The 16,637-nt window shown below is 47.8% G+C and carries 13 protein-coding genes and 2 tRNA genes; 7 read left to right on the forward strand and 8 right to left on the reverse strand.

Translation table 11 applies throughout. The annotated features are described in order from the left end of the window. Positions 1-12: 12 nt before the first annotated feature. From A3849_RS11180 to A3849_RS11200, 5 genes are all read left to right on the forward strand, one after another. The gene (locus tag A3849_RS11180) at positions 13-795 is read left to right on the forward strand and encodes an ABC transporter permease (protein WP_074111486.1); all 783 of its coding nucleotides are present in this window, start codon (positions 13-15) and stop codon (positions 793-795) included. Next, positions 792-1,790: an ABC transporter ATP-binding protein gene (locus tag A3849_RS11185; protein ID WP_074111487.1), complete on the forward strand. Its 999-nt coding sequence runs from the start codon at positions 792-794 to the stop codon at positions 1,788-1,790. Before A3849_RS11180 ends, A3849_RS11185 begins: the two co-directional genes overlap by 4 nt. A gap of 3 nt (positions 1,791-1,793) precedes the next feature. After that, the gene (locus A3849_RS11190) at positions 1,794-2,282 is read left to right on the forward strand and encodes a GNAT family N-acetyltransferase (RefSeq protein ID WP_074111488.1); all 489 of its coding nucleotides are present in this window, start codon (positions 1,794-1,796) and stop codon (positions 2,280-2,282) included. Between the two features lie 105 nt (positions 2,283-2,387). Continuing rightward, the gene (locus A3849_RS11195) at positions 2,388-2,954 is read left to right on the forward strand and encodes a hypothetical protein (RefSeq protein ID WP_074111489.1); all 567 of its coding nucleotides are present in this window, start codon (positions 2,388-2,390) and stop codon (positions 2,952-2,954) included. 56 nt (positions 2,955-3,010) lie between these two features. Continuing rightward, entirely contained in the window at positions 3,011-4,318 is a 1,308-nt protein-coding gene (locus A3849_RS11200) for a TerD family protein (RefSeq protein ID WP_074111490.1), read from the forward strand. A gap of 247 nt (positions 4,319-4,565) precedes the next feature. Here A3849_RS11200 and A3849_RS11205 read toward each other — a convergent pair whose 3' ends face one another. Then, a complete protein-coding gene (locus A3849_RS11205; protein WP_074111491.1) occupies positions 4,566-10,685 on the reverse strand; it encodes an S-layer homology domain-containing protein in 6,120 nt (2,039 codons plus the stop codon). Positions 10,686-10,929: 244 nt separating this feature from the next. On the opposite strand from A3849_RS11205, the gene A3849_RS11210 reads away from it, so the two are divergent. Next, on the forward strand, positions 10,930-12,129 hold the full coding sequence (locus A3849_RS11210; RefSeq protein ID WP_074111492.1) for a HupE/UreJ family protein: 1,200 nt from the start codon (positions 10,930-10,932) through the stop codon (positions 12,127-12,129). Between the two features lie 120 nt (positions 12,130-12,249). On the opposite strand, the gene A3849_RS11215 is transcribed toward A3849_RS11210, so the two are convergent. From A3849_RS11215 to nrdR, 3 genes are all read right to left on the reverse strand, one after another. Next, positions 12,250-12,322, reverse strand: a tRNA-Lys gene (locus A3849_RS11215). Positions 12,323-12,334: 12 nt separating this feature from the next. Next, positions 12,335-12,410, reverse strand: a tRNA-Ala gene (locus tag A3849_RS11220). A gap of 304 nt (positions 12,411-12,714) precedes the next feature. Then, positions 12,715-13,191 (reverse strand): transcriptional regulator NrdR, encoded by a 477-nt coding sequence (gene nrdR, locus A3849_RS11225; RefSeq protein ID WP_074084047.1) that lies wholly within the window; start codon positions 13,189-13,191, stop codon positions 12,715-12,717. 165 nt (positions 13,192-13,356) lie between these two features. Here nrdR and A3849_RS11230 point away from each other — a divergent pair, with 165 nt between their 5' ends. Continuing rightward, a complete protein-coding gene (locus tag A3849_RS11230; protein WP_074084046.1) occupies positions 13,357-13,575 on the forward strand; it encodes an alpha/beta-type small acid-soluble spore protein in 219 nt (72 codons plus the stop codon). A gap of 91 nt (positions 13,576-13,666) precedes the next feature. Here A3849_RS11230 and A3849_RS11235 read toward each other — a convergent pair whose 3' ends face one another. The 4 genes from A3849_RS11235 to mutM form a co-directional block, all read right to left on the reverse strand. After that, complete coding sequence (locus A3849_RS11235) at positions 13,667-14,230, reverse strand: lytic transglycosylase domain-containing protein (RefSeq protein ID WP_074111537.1); 564 nt, start codon at positions 14,228-14,230, stop codon at positions 13,667-13,669. Then, complete coding sequence (coaE, locus tag A3849_RS11240) at positions 14,227-14,823, reverse strand: dephospho-CoA kinase (protein WP_074111493.1); 597 nt, start codon at positions 14,821-14,823, stop codon at positions 14,227-14,229. Before coaE ends, A3849_RS11235 begins: the two co-directional genes overlap by 4 nt. Positions 14,824-14,832: 9 nt before the next feature. Next, complete coding sequence (locus tag A3849_RS11245; RefSeq protein WP_074111494.1) at positions 14,833-15,579, reverse strand: manganese efflux pump; 747 nt, start codon at positions 15,577-15,579, stop codon at positions 14,833-14,835. Positions 15,580-15,769: 190 nt separating this feature from the next. Then, a complete protein-coding gene (gene mutM / locus A3849_RS11250; protein WP_074111495.1) occupies positions 15,770-16,612 on the reverse strand; it encodes a DNA-formamidopyrimidine glycosylase in 843 nt (280 codons plus the stop codon). Positions 16,613-16,637 lie beyond the last annotated feature (25 nt).

The raw sequence follows: 16,637 nt of genomic DNA on the forward strand, positions 1-16,637 counted from the left end.
ACAGTTCTTACCATGAAACGGTATCTGGATGTTTACAAACAGTGTATGTATTCAGCTGTGCAATCAGCTGCGGCCTATCGTATGAATTTCATCGTCAGCAGCCTGATCACACTAGTCGGCAACATTTTGTTCCCACTGGTGACCCTGCTTATTTACCGGGCGGGAACCAGCTTTCCCGGCTGGAGCTTGTATGAGGTGTTGCTAATCCAATCTGTATTCACCATGTCCAGCGGGCTTTCAAGTGTTATTTTTGGCGGCGTTCTATGGACTACTATGTCGCATGTCCGTGAAGGAAGCTTCGAGGTTATTCTTCTTAAGCCGCTGAATCCGCTGTTTTATATTGTTGCGACTACATTTTCTACCGACAGTATCGGCTTGTTACTGGGCGGGATCTCTCTATTTATATTCTCTGCTGCACATGCAGGCGCTATTTCGGCCTTGTACTGGCTGCAGTTCGCCGGATTATTCATCGCAGGGACAGCTGTCCTGGCAGGATTATCCCTCATGATGGCTGCGATGTCCTTCAAATGGGTAGGCAATTCGAGAATCTCCGAGCTTGCCGACAGTGTGCTGCACATTGGAAAATATCCATTGCCCATTTTCCCGAAGGCTGTGCAGGCGGTAGCCTCGATGATCATTCCGGTGGGGATGATAGGCTTCTTCCCTGCCTCTGCTCTTCTTGGACGGGCGCAGGCCAGCGATTTCGCGGCTATTCTGCCGTGCTTCTTATTCCTGGCGGCGGGAGTATGGATTTATCGGCATATGATCAGATTGTACGAGGGGGTAGGCGGATGATGCCGGTTATTGATGTGAAGCATTTAACCAAAACTTATAAAACCTACAAGCGTGGCGCAGGTATGGGACAGACCTTCAAGAGCTTCTTCCAGCGCGAAGAAGTCATGGTCCACGCGGTCAACGATATCAGCTTTGCTATTGAGCAGGGAGAAATTTGCGGCATTCTGGGACCCAACGGGGCAGGGAAATCAACGGCAATCAAAATGCTCTGCGGAGCACTGTATCCTACAAGCGGGGAAATTCAGGTGCTGGGTTATTCGCCTGCCCGGGACAGAAAGCGCTATGTCGGCAAAATTGGAGCCGTATTCGGTCAGAAATCCCAGCTCATCTGGGATATTCCCCCTATCGACAGCTTCAACATGAACAAAGCCATCTACGGGATCGCCAATCCGGATTTTAAAAGCCGTCTGGAAGAGCTAACGGAGCTGCTGGATATCGCCCACGTGATCGAAAAGCCCACTCGAGTGCTGTCTCTTGGCGAACGCATGAAATGTGAATTCGTCATGGCTATGCTGCACCAGCCGGATATTTTGTTCCTCGATGAGCCCACCATCGGCCTTGATGTGATCGCCAAGGTCAAAATCCGTGAATTCGTTCACCAGATGAACAAGAAGCAGAATATGACATGTATTCTGACCACCCATGATCTGGAGGACGTGGAGGAGCTTGCACACCGGGTCATTGTCATTAACCACGGGGAAAAGGTATTTGATGATTCACTTCAGCAGCTGAAGCTTTTTCTGGGAGAGAAGAAACGAGTCAGTTTTACTTTTGCAGAGTCCGTACAGGGCACCGTCTTCGACAATGCCTATACCAAGGTAATCGATAGGCCTTCCGGCTTTCAGATTACGCTTGAAGTGGATACGGCTTATATTTCAATCAGCGATTTCCTTGAGGATATCTCCCGAAAGCACCGGTTCTCCGATATTTCGGTCAAGGAACTGCCGATCCAGCAGGTGGTTATGAATATTTATGAGAATGCGGCGGGTAATTAACCCATGAGTATTAAATTTAAAAAAGTGAGCGACTTTAACCGGGGAATACTCTTTGAATTATTGACAGATGCGTACTCATTGGATTGCAGATATGAACAAAACTGTTCTTCTGATTGGCAGGATTTTGATAACTTTTTCTTTGACCATTTAGAAATTGCTGATAAATATGGGCTTATCACTACACTAAATGATGAAGCGATTGGCTTTGTTTCATGGGATCCGAGAAATATGCCTGAGTATGCGGAAATAGGTCATAATTGCATTGCGTCAAAACACAAAGGCAAGGGTTATGGTAAAATGCAGCTTCAAGAAGCAGTTAATAGAATCATCCAACATGATGTGCGAAAGATTGTTTTATTCACGAATGAGGACTTAATCCCTGCTCAACGAATGTATGAGCGTGTCGGATTCGTAAAAGATCAAAAAAGAGAGAATCAGAATGTTGCAAATATTGCGGGTGAACGCATAGACTATATATATTTTGTAAAGTGAGTATAGTGTTTGTCATTACTAAATTACTAATCCTCTCTCCCAAGATTCCCCATATTCTGCTATGCTAATAGAATCATATAGAAGAAGCAGGAGGCGGAATTTTGAATGGATGCATTTCAATATGAGCTTACATCAGAGACGAATATCAATCTGAAATATGAGTATGGAGGTGAGTACTTCACGTTCAGCCTCTACCGGGATGACAGAGGATGGGTTCTTCACCCTTTTGACGGCATCCTGCTGAGGAATCAGGCGATGTGTGCCCTTGTCGCACAAGAGTTGTTCAAGCACAAGCCTTTTCAGGTCATGCTGGCGAAAGAAGGTATTCTCTTCACCGATATACGTTCCACGGTTAACCTTGATAATGTGAACACTCCGATTGCCGCTCGTAATGAGCGGGAGTCTTACGATAACGATAACCCGGCTGATGATCTGATGGAATTTGTTCAGCAGCACTCGGTTGAAGAGGTCATTGATTACGAGTGTAGTCTTGTCGAAAACCGTATCTCCTTTTATAGAGAAATTCTGCAGCGTATGTTCATGGACAATCTGGGTCCCTCAGATCCGGAGTTCCAAAAGGTGCAGGATATAGTCCGTATATATGAACAGTCCTTGGATATGTTATCCAGTCTGAACGGCCCGAATCTCGACACTGGAAGACGCGGCAGATAGTAACCTCCTGCTGATATTGGTCCAGATGCTACTAATCTTTTGAAAGGCTGGTTCTGATGACATTTGAGCTAATAAAGGGACAAAAATGCAACTTAACAAAAGCCGATCCACTCCTTACCCGTATTATAGTAGGGATGGGCTGGCATAATGCAAGATCTGAGGTTGAGGTTGATTTTTCTGTGTTTATGCTTACGCCATCCCAGACAGTCTCTAAAGATGAGGATCTTATTTATTATGGTAATCCTTCTACTCCGAACCAATCCGTAGCTATAGTGCCGTCCGATCAAAGAGTCAACACAGTGTTAACCGACAACACACAAATCGCTGTCGAGCTCAGTCAAATCCCTGCAGACTACGAACGGATTGCCTTTGCACTCACGATATATGAAGGGGAGAAACGGCTGCAAAACTTCTCGCTATTGGACGATGTATATTTACGGATCATCAATGCAGTTGATGGAACGGAACTTTTGCGCTACAGGCTTGGTAAAGCTTTTTCGGTAGAGACCGCCATTGTCGCCGGAGAAATCTATAGATATCATAATGAATGGAAATTCAGCGCTGTGGGTTCCGGATATGCAGGAGGCTTAGCTGCCTTATGTAAAAGTTATGGGATACAGGTCAATAACATCCTCCCGTCAGTTCAACCCGCCAGCCCAGTAATTCAATCGCAGCAGCCCCCCCTCTCTCTCCCAGAGCTGCGGTCACGGCCTAAGACGGCGGGTAATTTGCCCCCCTCTTCACCACCATCACCTTCAACCGCTCCTTTAGATCTCAATACCATCCTGCTTAAGAAACACGGGGAGGTGATCAATCTCCAGAAAGGGACTGAATCCCTGGGCGAGATCCTGATCAATCTCAACTGGTATCAAAAAAAATCATCGGGCTGGTTCGGAAGTAAAGGAATCGACCTGGACCTTGGTTGTCTGTTTGAATTAAAAAATGGCATTAAGGGCTCTGTCCAAGCACTTGGTGAATCCTTCGGAAGCTTGAACAGGCCGCCTTACATCTCCCTTGACGGGGATGACCGCACCGGATCCATAGCCACGGGCGAGAATCTGCGGATCAATGGCCATTATCTCTCCGAAATCAGCAGAATTGTGGTCTTTGCTTTTATCTATGAAGGCATCACGAACTGGTCTGAGGCTGACGCCATTGTAACCATCAAGCAGCAAGGCGGACCAGAAATCGAGGTCCGGCTGGATGAGCATAATAATCATAAGGGGATGTGTGCCATCGCCATGATCCGTAATCAGAAGGATGAGACCTTCAGCGTGGAGAGACTCGTAGAATATTTCGCCGGGCACCAGGAATTGGATCAGTATTATAACTGGAATCTGAGATGGGAAGCCGGGAGTAAATAGCGGATTCTCCAGATGGAGTCCGTCTTACGTATACCAGTTAGGTAGTGAAGAACACACACCGCTTTTTATACTCTAGCCTTCTCAGTTTACTTCAAGGAGGGATTGAGTATTAGAGCGGTTTTTTTGTGGGATAAATTATGACTTGGTTGATGAAGTTTATGCGGTCTTTCCAGTATAAATGTTGCAAGAAATAAATAGTGGACACCGTTATTCACAGTGTCCACCATAGTTGTAACTACATTAACTTTTACATGTCAAGACCAAGGTCAAGCGTTACGTTTAGCATCCGAAGAATCATCAATACCGCTTCAGCACGGCTTGCTTTATTGTTTGGCTTGAACTGATTGACGCCGGTCCCGTTGATGATGCCTGCACTGTGCAGTTGCTCGATATACGGCTTTGCCCAACTGTTCGACGTATCTGAGAAGGAATTCGTCGTAGCCGAAGTCATGTTCATTACACGAGCTAAAATTGCGGTGATTTCAGCTCGGGAGATAGATTGGTCAGGCTTGAAGGAGCCGTCGCCCGTCCCATTCAATACACCTGCTTGTTTCAGCGCGTTGATCACAGCCTCCGCCCAGTGTCCTTTTGTATCTGAGAATGTACTGTTGGCAGCGGCTTGGGAAGTATCCAAATGTAACGCCCTCACAACCATTGCTGCAAACTCAGCACGAGTTACATTCGCGCTGCCATGGAAGTTACCATCAGGTGTGCCAGTAACGATGCCGAGCTGCGCTGCAAGCGTTATTCCCTGCGCGCTCCAGTCCGTCGGTTTAACATCCGGAAACGTAACAACAGGTGCAGAACTGAGCAATTGACTGAGCGTTTTCTGCAAGTCAATCGGGCTTGGAATCAAGCTCTCATTAATGATAGGATGTATATCCGTCGGTGCCGTAGGCAGCACCGATTTCGGCGTTGACGTTGGCGTTGGTGTACTTGTCGGCTTCAGTGTCGGTGTTGGTGTACTTGTTGGCGTCGCTGTCGGCGTCGCTGTTGGCGTCGCTGTCGGCGTTGCTGTCGGCGTACTTGTCGGCGTCGGTGTTGGTGTACTTGTCGGCGTCGGTGTCGGAGTTGCAGGATCCTCTATACTCTTCACTAACTCCGTTGTATTCCGTACACGAATCCGGATCCCTTCCGTATTCTTACCCGTTATACCTATAGCTTCCAAGGTATCTCCGGCTGCCAGAACTGGAACAGGTCCGCTCTGCTTGGCAATATATCCGTCAGTAAAGACAAGCACCTGTCCTGTTCCATCATCTATCACATAAGAATTCTCATCAAACTGTGAAATGACCTTGCCTTTTACCTTCACTAACAGACCTTGGTTTGTTTCCAGGTTAGCTTGTCCGGTGGTTAACGCACGCGGTACCACCGGGCTTGTATGCCCCGTTTTGATTACATCCGCAGCGAACGAACCAAATTCAAGCTCTTTGTTATTCTCAAAGGTTTTCGTTTGACCATAGACTCTGACGGTATCCCCCTCGACCAGCGTATTTTCCGGCACTTCTTTAAATGCCATAATGCCGCCTGTAGCATCCTGTACGTAGAACGCATCGAAGAAGATATTCGAGCCGGTAACCACAGTTCCCTCGATCACTGCAGGTGTGCCATCAGGTTGGGTTCTGGTATCAGCAATGGTATTGATCACCGTCTCGCGGTGAGCCAGCCAGTTGATGGAATTTAGCCCAAGCTCATTATTGCCTTTAGGATTATAGGCTTCATCAAGCTGCTTATCATTGACAAAATTCATCCCCGAAACAATGATTCTGCCGCTTCCTACCCCTTCTGAAGCGATCGCAGGAATAGCAGAACCTCCGGTTCCATCATTAACATTATCATAGGTATAGCCGCCGGCAGCGACCTTATCCTGGAAGGTTGTCTCATTCCCTTTTACCAAAATCGTTACGTTGCTAGTGTCCGTAAGCGGGAGATGACCTGCCTTTTCCAGACTGGCGCCACTATAATACTCAAGCGTAGTTGCCCGGTCCGTTATATAATTACTGACTAGTCCGGGATGAAGTCTGACGGTAAAAGTATTCGTCCCTACTGGCTGGGACCAGAAGTTCCCCTCTGGACTCGTATCAAAAATCCCGTCATTGCTGACCTGAATTGTAGATCCGATTTGTTCCAGCAGCCCGTTTGCGATTGCGGGATTCGTACTGTTATTGCTCTTCTCGGTTAAGAATAGGGAGCCGCCCTGCTGTACGAAGCTTGCAATCGCCGAACTCTCATCAGCGGTTACAGCAACTGCAGGATGTGTAAACATAAGCACTTTTACATCTGCCAGAGTGGATGCAGTAATGGCGCCTGTATTCTCCACGACAGTGTACCCTTCCTGCCGGAGCTGGGTAGTAAAGGTCTTCAGGTTGTCCTTATAAGTACCGCCATCTGTTGAAGTATTCTCATTCTTATGGGAGGCATCAATCATTACCTTGATTCCCAGGGAGGCTTTGATCGTTACGTCCAGGCGGAACTGATTATCCCCCGGGGAATCTCCCACCGGTGTATCCAGTACAGCAATCAATGTATGATTGCCCTGCAACGGATTAGCCCAGGTAACTGTAGCTGAGGCTGTACTTTTCGATAGGATGGAAGGTACCACTGCTTTATTAATAAAGTGCGCTTCGTCAACCATGTCATAGTAGAAGTTAACATTCAGATTGGACAAGTCCTGTGAACCCAGGTTGGTCAATCCCGCTTCAAGTACGGTAGGACTGCCTGCAACCAGGCTGTTCCCTACAATATTAATTCCACTCACTTTCACATCGGTTGTCACCTCTTGTGACCAGATTGGTGCAGAATAAACCTGCTCTCCATCCATTTGCGTCACTTTCACAACAAACCATTGTTGCCCGCCGGTAACATGAACGGTAGGATTCCAAGTGAAATCAGAGGTCATCGGTGTGATCGAGTCCACGACTTTATCACCATTAGTGATCAATTCGACTTTAGCTATTCGGTCATCTGACTGGTAAGTGCTGCTGAGATAGTTGTATTCAGGCGTAGTCTTCTTTTCGACAACATCATCTTTCCCGGACACCGAGAAATTCAGGGTATCCCCTTTGACCGTTGCCCCCATATAGCTGCCATTCGCAAGGAAGTCTAGTGTAAAGTTAGGGTCTTCCGTCATATACACACGCATATTGCGCATGGATTGCAGTAAAGATTCCTGTGATAAGTCACTAGCCACGATGACCGTTCTGGCATTGGTCTGCCCCCAGGTGCCATCATGATTATCCTCGCCATACGTTGGAGCCACATGCCAGCCCAGATCGAGCGCCTTGAAGAATTTACCTTCTGCATTCGCATAGCCGTAGTGGCCGGATCCATTCCCCACCTCAAACATCGTGAACAATTTATCCACATTCCGGTCATAAGGTGTGAAGTTATTAAAAGCATTCGCGGACATATCCGGATGATTAAACTGTGCAACGACATCATCATAAGTCATAACCCAGGCATAATACTTGCTCAAATCCTGATATTGACCCGAGTTCTGTTTACGGTCGATAAAGTTGTCAGTTCCAAAGACATTGGAATGTCCCCAAGTTGTAGAAGTCATTTCAAAGGCAGGAAAAACAACAAAGCTGTCATTTTTGGTATAGCTCTTGGCTAAATCCTTAGTCAACTTCCAGTCTTCGCCGCCGGTACGCTCCGGAGAGCCTTTATGATCTACAGTATCTTGACCTACCAAGGCAGCATCAATATCATGCGAATGGTCTGAAAAAGCAAAGAAATCATAGTGATGGGCTTCCGCTGCTTTTAAAGCATCTTCAGGTGTACCCGCAGCGTCATGCGATATATTGGTATGGTTATGCGTTGTTCCGCGATAGTGATTCCCACCGGTAAATACTGGTGTCACTGTGAAGGTCCATGTATAGGTTCCCTCATTTTGCTTGGTATCACTGACTTTCACAATAACTGTGTGATTACTCACTGATAAATCCGCAGAATTGGTAATCTCAATGGTATCCCCATTAATCTTTGCAGGTACAGCCGTTCCGTCTAGTGTTACTTCCAGAGTAGATGCGTCAAGACCGCTTGGCTCATCTACTTTCACGGAAATGACAGGTTGTCTGTCTTCAATCTTTGTTCCTGACATTGGTGTTTCTTCGTAAAATTCAGGTGCAAACGTATCGTCAACAACAGAAACGGTATGAGGCTGATCCGGGGATCCCGACTGCTTCGTATCCTGCCCCATTTTGGCTTCGATGTAATAATCAAAACTGTTCCCGGAAGCAACAAAGCCGGAATTCAATACAGCAGTATAAGCACTGCCACCGGTTGAAACCATGGGCTTCGCAGTATAGACTCCGCTTGCTGTTCTGTAATAAAGGATTACAGAGTCTGCATTTTTGGCCGTTGCTGTAAACTGAATATCAGTATTCGTATAAGCTTCTGTTACCGCTTGATGCACAAGGGAAAGCTCTTTAACCTCCTGCACATCTGCTATGGATCTTGGAAATACCTGATATCCGCTCTTATACGTGCTGCCTGATACGTACTGGCTGAATATCCCGGTAAAAATATAGCTTGAATCTTTCTGCAACCGGGTGGAAACATCAATGCCACTGGCAGTGGTAACCCGTACCGTAATCGTTTTGTTCGTTACAGGCTCTGCAACGGTCAGGTTATATCCATTGCCGGAAATGGCCGGAATGTTAGTGATTTTCCCTGTGAATTTTACTAGCGATCCCTCATGCGGCTCCGCCTTCGTATAATCAATCAGATCGAGCAGCGTCGACTCAAAAGGGAGTGGAAGAGTGGTTGTATTATTTTTAACAACGGTCGTAGGCGTAATTTCGGTTAGGCCATTGTAAAACTGAACCGCACCTGTTACGGTGACCAAATCTCCTTCTGCAACGGTTACGCCTGCAGGCAGTGCCCCGAACACCGCAATGCCGCCCGTTGCATCCTGCATATAGAATGTATTGGCTGCAGTCACCTGGTTATTGCCAATCACAACCCCTTGTATCGTAAAAATCTGATTGATTTTATCCGATTTACCCGCACTGTCATTCGTCCGCAAGGTGCTGATAGGGGTAATCACCGTTGTATCTTCTTTGGTAATGGCTGTGCGTGGACCTTCCAGGTTCTTGCCGTTTAGCGTAGCTGTTAATTGCGCTACATAGACTTCATCTGTCCCGTTAGCAAATGTAAAGGAAAAGGAACCATCGGCACCTGAGATAATGTAGTCTTTGCCGTCGGCTGTAGAGGAGAATCGCGTCCCTCCTGCCGCATTATTGTAGCTGTAGATCAGCGAATTCGCTGCTGCTGCTCCTGCGGCTCCTACGATTCTGCCACCCCCGCTTGCGTCGAGGTAATAGGTCAGTTTGGTCTCATCGAGCACTGCGCTTGCCTGTGCCAGATTGATCATTACAGCATTACTGGCCACCTTATCCAGTTCAGTTGACGTAAGATAAACTTGCTTGTAGTCACCGGAATTATCGAAGGTCAGATGGAATGCTCCGGAAGGATCCGCATACACGGCCTGGGTAACCGGAACAGTTCCGGTACCTGGAGCACTTAAATACATGGAGACATATGTAGAGGAAGTAACAGAGGATATATCACCTGTGATTGTACCCACCGAGCCTTGGCTGGTGAACTGAATGTTCTGGCCAAGCGGTTGTGCGCTCTTGGTAATTACAACAGCAGGAGTTGCTGAGTTCCTTGGTGTAAGCACGGAGGCCGCAACGAAATCCGTACTATTATTATTGGTGTCCAGGCCAGCACCTTTGCCGGGTCCGGAGTTGCTGCCATCCTCGGATTTTCGTTGTGCACTGGTAGTATTGCTTAATGCACCGAGCTTAGCACCTTCAAAATCATTGGCGGCACCGTAGCCCAAGAAATCTACAACAGCAGGATCAGCAACACCCGTGATGGCAGTCTGCGTGTTTGTAAGTGCCACTTTGCCATCTCCGGCAGCCAAAGCGATGGTGCCTGTAACATCAGGCGCGGGAAGATCCGCTGGTGAATTAGTACCCTTCGCTTCTTGGATCAGCAGGAAGCCGTGAGCTTGAATTACCTTCCCTGTTAAACTAGTAATAGTTGGCGAGGTTCCCGTAGCAACGGCAGAGAATGTTCCTGCCTTAGAAGCATATTGAACGGCATAACCATCCAGATTAACCTCACTGTCTGTAGGATTGTATAATTCAATGAAGTCATAAGAATAGGGGGCTCCGCTATTCCCTCCCCCGCCATATACCTGGCTAATCACAATATGCGGCGAATCTATCGAAGCAGTCGCTGAAGCCCGGGACATCATCCATCCTTGCGGGAATACGGACAACAAGAGCAGGAGTACGGCTAAACCCAAGCTTGTCCTTTTTCTAAATCGGTTGAATCGGCTACTACGAAATTCCATGAATAAAATACCTCCTCTTGTGCTATAAGCTTCTTCCAACGGCACCCTATGAAAGGACGTGAGACTCCTTGCTAGATTAACAATAAGCATGCATTGTAAAAATTATATTATTCGATTGTATTAATTTTGTAAAATTTAATTTTTAACCTTACATAGGCATATACACCGAAAATAATTATTCGCTATAATAATGGTTATGCGACTTGCAGCAATTCTACTGCTCAACTAATAGGGAGGGACCTCTTTGTCATCTCGTAATTTCCGATCCAGCACACTTCATGGATTCATTCTCATCACAGCACTCATCGTTTCAGTTGCCTTCTCCAACCAACTGGCATCGGCCCATGCCCTCAGCGCCAGCTATACTACAGTTACTTTTGACAAAGACAAGACCGATTTCAGCTTTTCCTTAGACGTCATTTCTATTCTTGAAAGCATGGATGTAGATACCAATGGAGATGGAATTCTTCAAGAGGACGAGCTTGAGCGGAACAAGCATAAATTAGAAGAGTGGATCGGCGACAGTGTCGTTCTTGAAATGAACGGGAGCGAGCAGGCCGGAGAGCTTCTGGGCATCAGGCTTGATCAAAAGAGCGATAAAGAGGTAGTGACCTGGCATTATGCCTATCCGGCGTTCGAACCTGGACAAACGGTCTCTATTCTGGATGGCCTCTACTCCCAGACTACAAGTTCTCCCTATGTCAATCTAATCACTGCGCACAACGGGAGTCAGGTAAGTGAGACGGTTCTGCAGGGGAAAAGCCGGACATGGACCATGCTACTAACCGAGGATCAGCAGCAGCAGCAATTGACCTCTTCGTCCAATTCATCCAATCCGCAGACACAGAGCCCTTCCTCTCCAAATGACGGTAGCAGCACTATGAGCACTACGTCTGATTGGTTCTCATTCTTCAAATTGGGGATGAATCACATTTTGACCGGATATGATCATCTATTGTTTCTGTTCGCCCTTTTATTAAGAAAGCAAAAGCTTAAACAGTATATTTCCATTATCACGGCATTTACTTTAGCGCACAGCATCACATTAACTCTCGCAGTCCTGGGCTGGATTAGCTTACCTTCACGGTTAGTGGAATCGGCCATCGCCTTGAGTATCTGTTATGTAGCCCTGGAGAATATTTTCCGTAAAGAAATACGCTTCCGCTGGGTGGTCACATTCTTATTCGGGCTTATCCACGGTATCGGCTTCTCGGGTATTCTGCGCGGAATGAACCTGCCCAAAACCCATTTAGCCGTGGACCTGATCAGCTTCAATCTAGGGATTGAATGTATCCAGTTAGGCATTGTGCTGCTCCTGCTTCCAATCCTCATTTATTTTCAAAAAAAGAGCTTCTTCAAGCCCACTGTCACCTATGGTTCTTGGATAATTACCACCCTTGGGGCTGTATGGCTGGTTCAGCGGCTGTTTGGACTACTGATATAACTCAAAAAGAAATAGACCGCCCTCTCGCAAAGGATGCGGTCTATTTCCTGACTGTACTTCCGAAACCCGCCACGCTTTCCCAGACAACAAAAAAACGGCATTTCTGCCGTTTCTTTAAGATGGACTCTCAGGGGCTCGAACCCTGGACAAATAGATTAAGAGTCTACTGCTCTACCAACTGAGCTAAGAGTCCGTATGATGTTATTGGTGGAGCCAAGGGGGATCGAACCCCTGACCTCATCGCTGCCAGCGATGCGCTCTCCCAGCTGAGCTATGGCCCCATGAAGCGTTTTAGAACTACAATATGTATTCTAAAAACTGACTCTGTCCGTAATGTTTATGTCACTTAGAAGTTAATTTGTTTCGTAGGCGACTTCTATATAATATAAAATTCCGGACTCTGTGTCAACACTTTTCTCAAAAAAGTTTTTGGATTGATCCTCTGCCCGTCCGCTGAAGGATTTAGGAGTAGCAATAAACCACCTTACAGTACGGCGGCTTATTGCTTCACAGGGAAAATTCCATACAGCTTGCAGGCTAAAGAGAGAACGCTCTCACTCCACATAGCATACCCTCAGCAGCTCTCTATAATCCCTCCAGCTCTCCAGTACTCTTGGACAAGAGGCCTTTCAGCTCCTTCATGAACATGTTGATGTCCTTGAACTGCCGATAGACGGAGGCGAAGCGGACGTAAGCGACTTCATCTACAGGGTAGAGCTGCTCCATGACGAGCTCACCGATCTGACGGCTCTCCACTTCAGCCAAGGCGATCCCGCGCAGGGACTTCTCAACTTCGGAGACGATGACCTCCAGGCGCTCGACGGAGACTGGACGTTTCTCGCAGGCGCGGATCAGGCCGCGCAGGATTTTATCGCGGCTGAATTCTTCGCGGCTGCCGCCTTTTTTGATCACAATCAGTGGCGTTTCTTCGATCATCTCAAACGTGGTGAACCGCCGGCTGCATGACTCGCATTCCCGCCTGCGGCGGATTGACTTATTTTCGTTGGCCGGACGGGAGTCCAGCACTTTGGTATTCGTGTGATCACAGTATGGGCATTTCATAAGCTTAATCACTTCCTTTTGCAATATAGGTGTCGTCCCGTTCCGGCAAGGAATCCGGCTTCGAAGCGCTCATTCTAATTTCCATAAATCACCGTTTATTTGTTGTTATGAAGATGGCAAGTCCAGCACATAATACTGTTACCAACCGATAGGAGGTGAACAGTAATGAGCCAAAATAACAGCTCCAATAACCTGGTAGCTCCAAATGCACGCGGTGCCTTGGATCAACTGAAATACGAAGTTGCCCAAGAACTCGGTATCACGCTCTCCCCAGATGGATACCAAGGCAATAAAACTTCTTATGAAAACGGTTCGATCGGTGGTTACATCACTAAACGTCTTGTAACCCTGGCTGAACAATCACTGGCAGGTCAGTTCAAATAAACATTTCTCCATAAGTATGCCGAGAAGTATTATTCGACTTTCGGGTCGTGTAATACTTCTTTTTTGCATGCAAATGTAGGGTTGCTACACTCTAGAATTCATTATAGATCTCTGTGTACTGTTCGTAATAATAAATGACACGCTGCACATAATGACGGGTCTCGCCAATCGGAATATCCTTCACTGCCGCCTCGCTCCCGTCCCAGTCCCCTTCATCCAGCCATCGCTGCACCTTGCCTGGGCCAGCGTTGTATGCGGCAATAACCGCCGTGCGGTTGCCGTCAAACTTGCGGGACAACGAAGAGAGATACCAGGTACCCAGCTCAATGTTAGCGGAAGGCTCTTCCTTAAGCCTGTCCAGCGATACATCCGGGAGCTTGGCCTTTTCGAGCGCCCACTTGGCGGTATCCGGCATCAGCTGCATAAGACCTATGGCGCCTTTTTTAGATTCACGTCCGGTTTTATAATTCGTCTCAACCCGGATGATTGCCGCCACAAGGAACGGATCCATCTCATAGGTAAGACTGTGCTTGCGGATCTCATTCTTATAATAAATGGGATAAAACCAGGACATCCAGTTCGTACTCAAGAACAGAATGGCTGTAAAGCCTACAAACAGCAGGAGCAGCACTCTTTTTTTACGCAGCCATTTCATGATAGACCCAGCCTGTCCCATAAAGCTGCAACCTGCTGCCTTGTATCATCCAGATTACCCCTGTTGTCGATAACATAGGTGGCTTTACTACGCTTCAGCTCAATGTCCATTTGGGCATTCAATCTGCCTTCAGCCTGCTCCATCGTGAGCGTATTGCGTTCCATCAGACGGTCCAGCTGAAGCTCACGGGGAACGTAGACCACGATTATTTCCTGAAACAGATTGTCCAAACGGGATTCGTACAAGAGCGGAATATCTACTATAACCAATCGCTGGGGATTATCCTGTTCCAATGCATACATCTGGTTTTTAATCTCCCGGCGGATCGCCGGATGTGTCAGATCATTCAGCTTCTGCCGGGCCTCAGGATCGTGGAAAACGATCTCTCCAAGCCTGGCCCGGTTCAGTGTTCCATCCGGCTGCAGGATTTCTTCTCCAAACTCTTGCACGGCAGCGGCCAGCACCGGAGACTCCGGAAGCATTACCTCTCTGGCAATGACATCGGCATCCACCAGTCGCGCCCCCTTATCCACAAAGATTGCGGATACGGTGCTTTTTCCGGAGGCAATGCCTCCGGTTAAGCCCATAATCATGTACTCACCTCATAATAGCTTCATTATTCCCATTGCAATTAATAATAACGCAGGCAGTAAGGCAGCATGCCTCATCCAGTAGCTGCCTGACAGCTTCAGCCCCGTCTTCATCCCGAGCAGCAGAAAAGTTCCGCTAAAGAGGGCAATCATCAGTGATGTAGAGACCGGACTGAATCCCAGTAATGCTGCTCCAAGGCCCGCACCGAATGCATCCAGCGACAGTGCAATTCCAAGCACCATCGCTTCCATAGAGGATATGCTGCCGGAAGCATCCATATCGGCGGAAGAAGGTGTGCGAAGAATCTGGATCACGACTCCAAGATGCCGCAGCTCCAGCGAGAAAACCGCCGATTTAGGCGGTTCTGTGTCCACTGCTTCCAAGGAACCCTCATAACCAGGGCTCTCGGCAAGAGCAGCAGCAGTCTCCCGTCCAGCAGCCCCGTCAGCCTTCTCGCTATCAGCATCTGAACTATGCTCTTTTTCCTTCTGCATCAGCATCTGGAACAAAGACCAGCAGCCCATCAAGACGAGAATAACCGCTCCAATACTGGATGCGGCATGAGGAGAAACCACCTTGGCCAGCAGCACACCGACCTGCATTGAGACACCAATGACGATCCCCGAACACAGCGAGATAATCAGGATCGAGAGCAGCGGTATTTTCATTTTACGCAGCCCATATGTAACACCAACACCAAAACCATCCAAACTCAGGGCAAACGCCAGCAGCAGCAGTGAAAAAAATGGGCTGAACACCCGCAATCCCTCCCGTGAAGAACCGGCAGCCCGCCCGGATGGCTCCGGGCAAGGCTCCGTTCGCTCTAATCAGCATTCTTCACACAGTATATGGGCGGGACAGGTATTGAGTGCCTGACTTTTATTGCTGTATGGACAATATTAGCGTAAAACCGGAAGTACAGCAGTGCCAAATCTTACGATGTAACGCTTACTTTATGATCCCTTTTTGCGGCTGGCAGTTTGGACAATAATGCGTGCCTCTGCCGCCCACCACACTTTTCTCGATCAGTGTGCCGCAGCTCGCACAAGGCTGATCCTTGCGTCCATAGATAAGCAGCTGATGCTGGTAGCTTCCGCTCTCTCCCTGGCCGTTGACATACGATTTCACCGAAGATCCTCCTGCATTCACAGCCTCAGTCAACGTTGCGACAATAGCATGATGCAGCTGATCCAGCTGACTTCCGGTAAGCGACTTGGCGCCCGTTTCCGGGTGAATACGGGCACGGTGCAGCGCTTCATCTACATAAATATTTCCGATGCCGACCACATATTCCTGATTGAGTAGCAGCGGCTTAATTTTGGTGCTTTTGCCTGAGACGATTTCCTTGAACCGTTCCGGTGTAAAAGATGGCGCAAGCGGCTCTTCTCCCAGCTTCTTCAGCGGCAGCAGCAGTAAATCCTCACCCGGCTGAAACAGATGCATGGTGCCGAACTGGCGCACATCCGTGTACCGCAGCTCCGTACCATCCGTAAAATGAAAAATAACATGGGTATGTTTGTCCAGCGGCTCATCTCCCTGATAAAGACCGTAGCGGCCCTCCATCCGCAGATGGGATACCATAACAAGGCCATCCAGTACAAAGCGTAAAAACTTTCCTCTGCGCTCCACTTGTACTACAGTATGGCCAGCCAGCATGCCCGCAAAAGCCTGAATATCGTCTGGACGTTGAATGATCCGCGGCAGCCGGACGGTGACGTTCTGTATCTGCTTGCCCGTAATTAAGGCATTAAGTGTTCTTTTGACAGTTTCTACTTCCGGTAATTCCGGCATAATGACTCACCTCCCCTTCATTATA

The organism is Paenibacillus sp. P46E (assembly GCF_001909095.1).
GTDB lineage: Bacteria > Bacillota > Bacilli > Paenibacillales > Paenibacillaceae > Paenibacillus_AQ > Paenibacillus_AQ helianthi.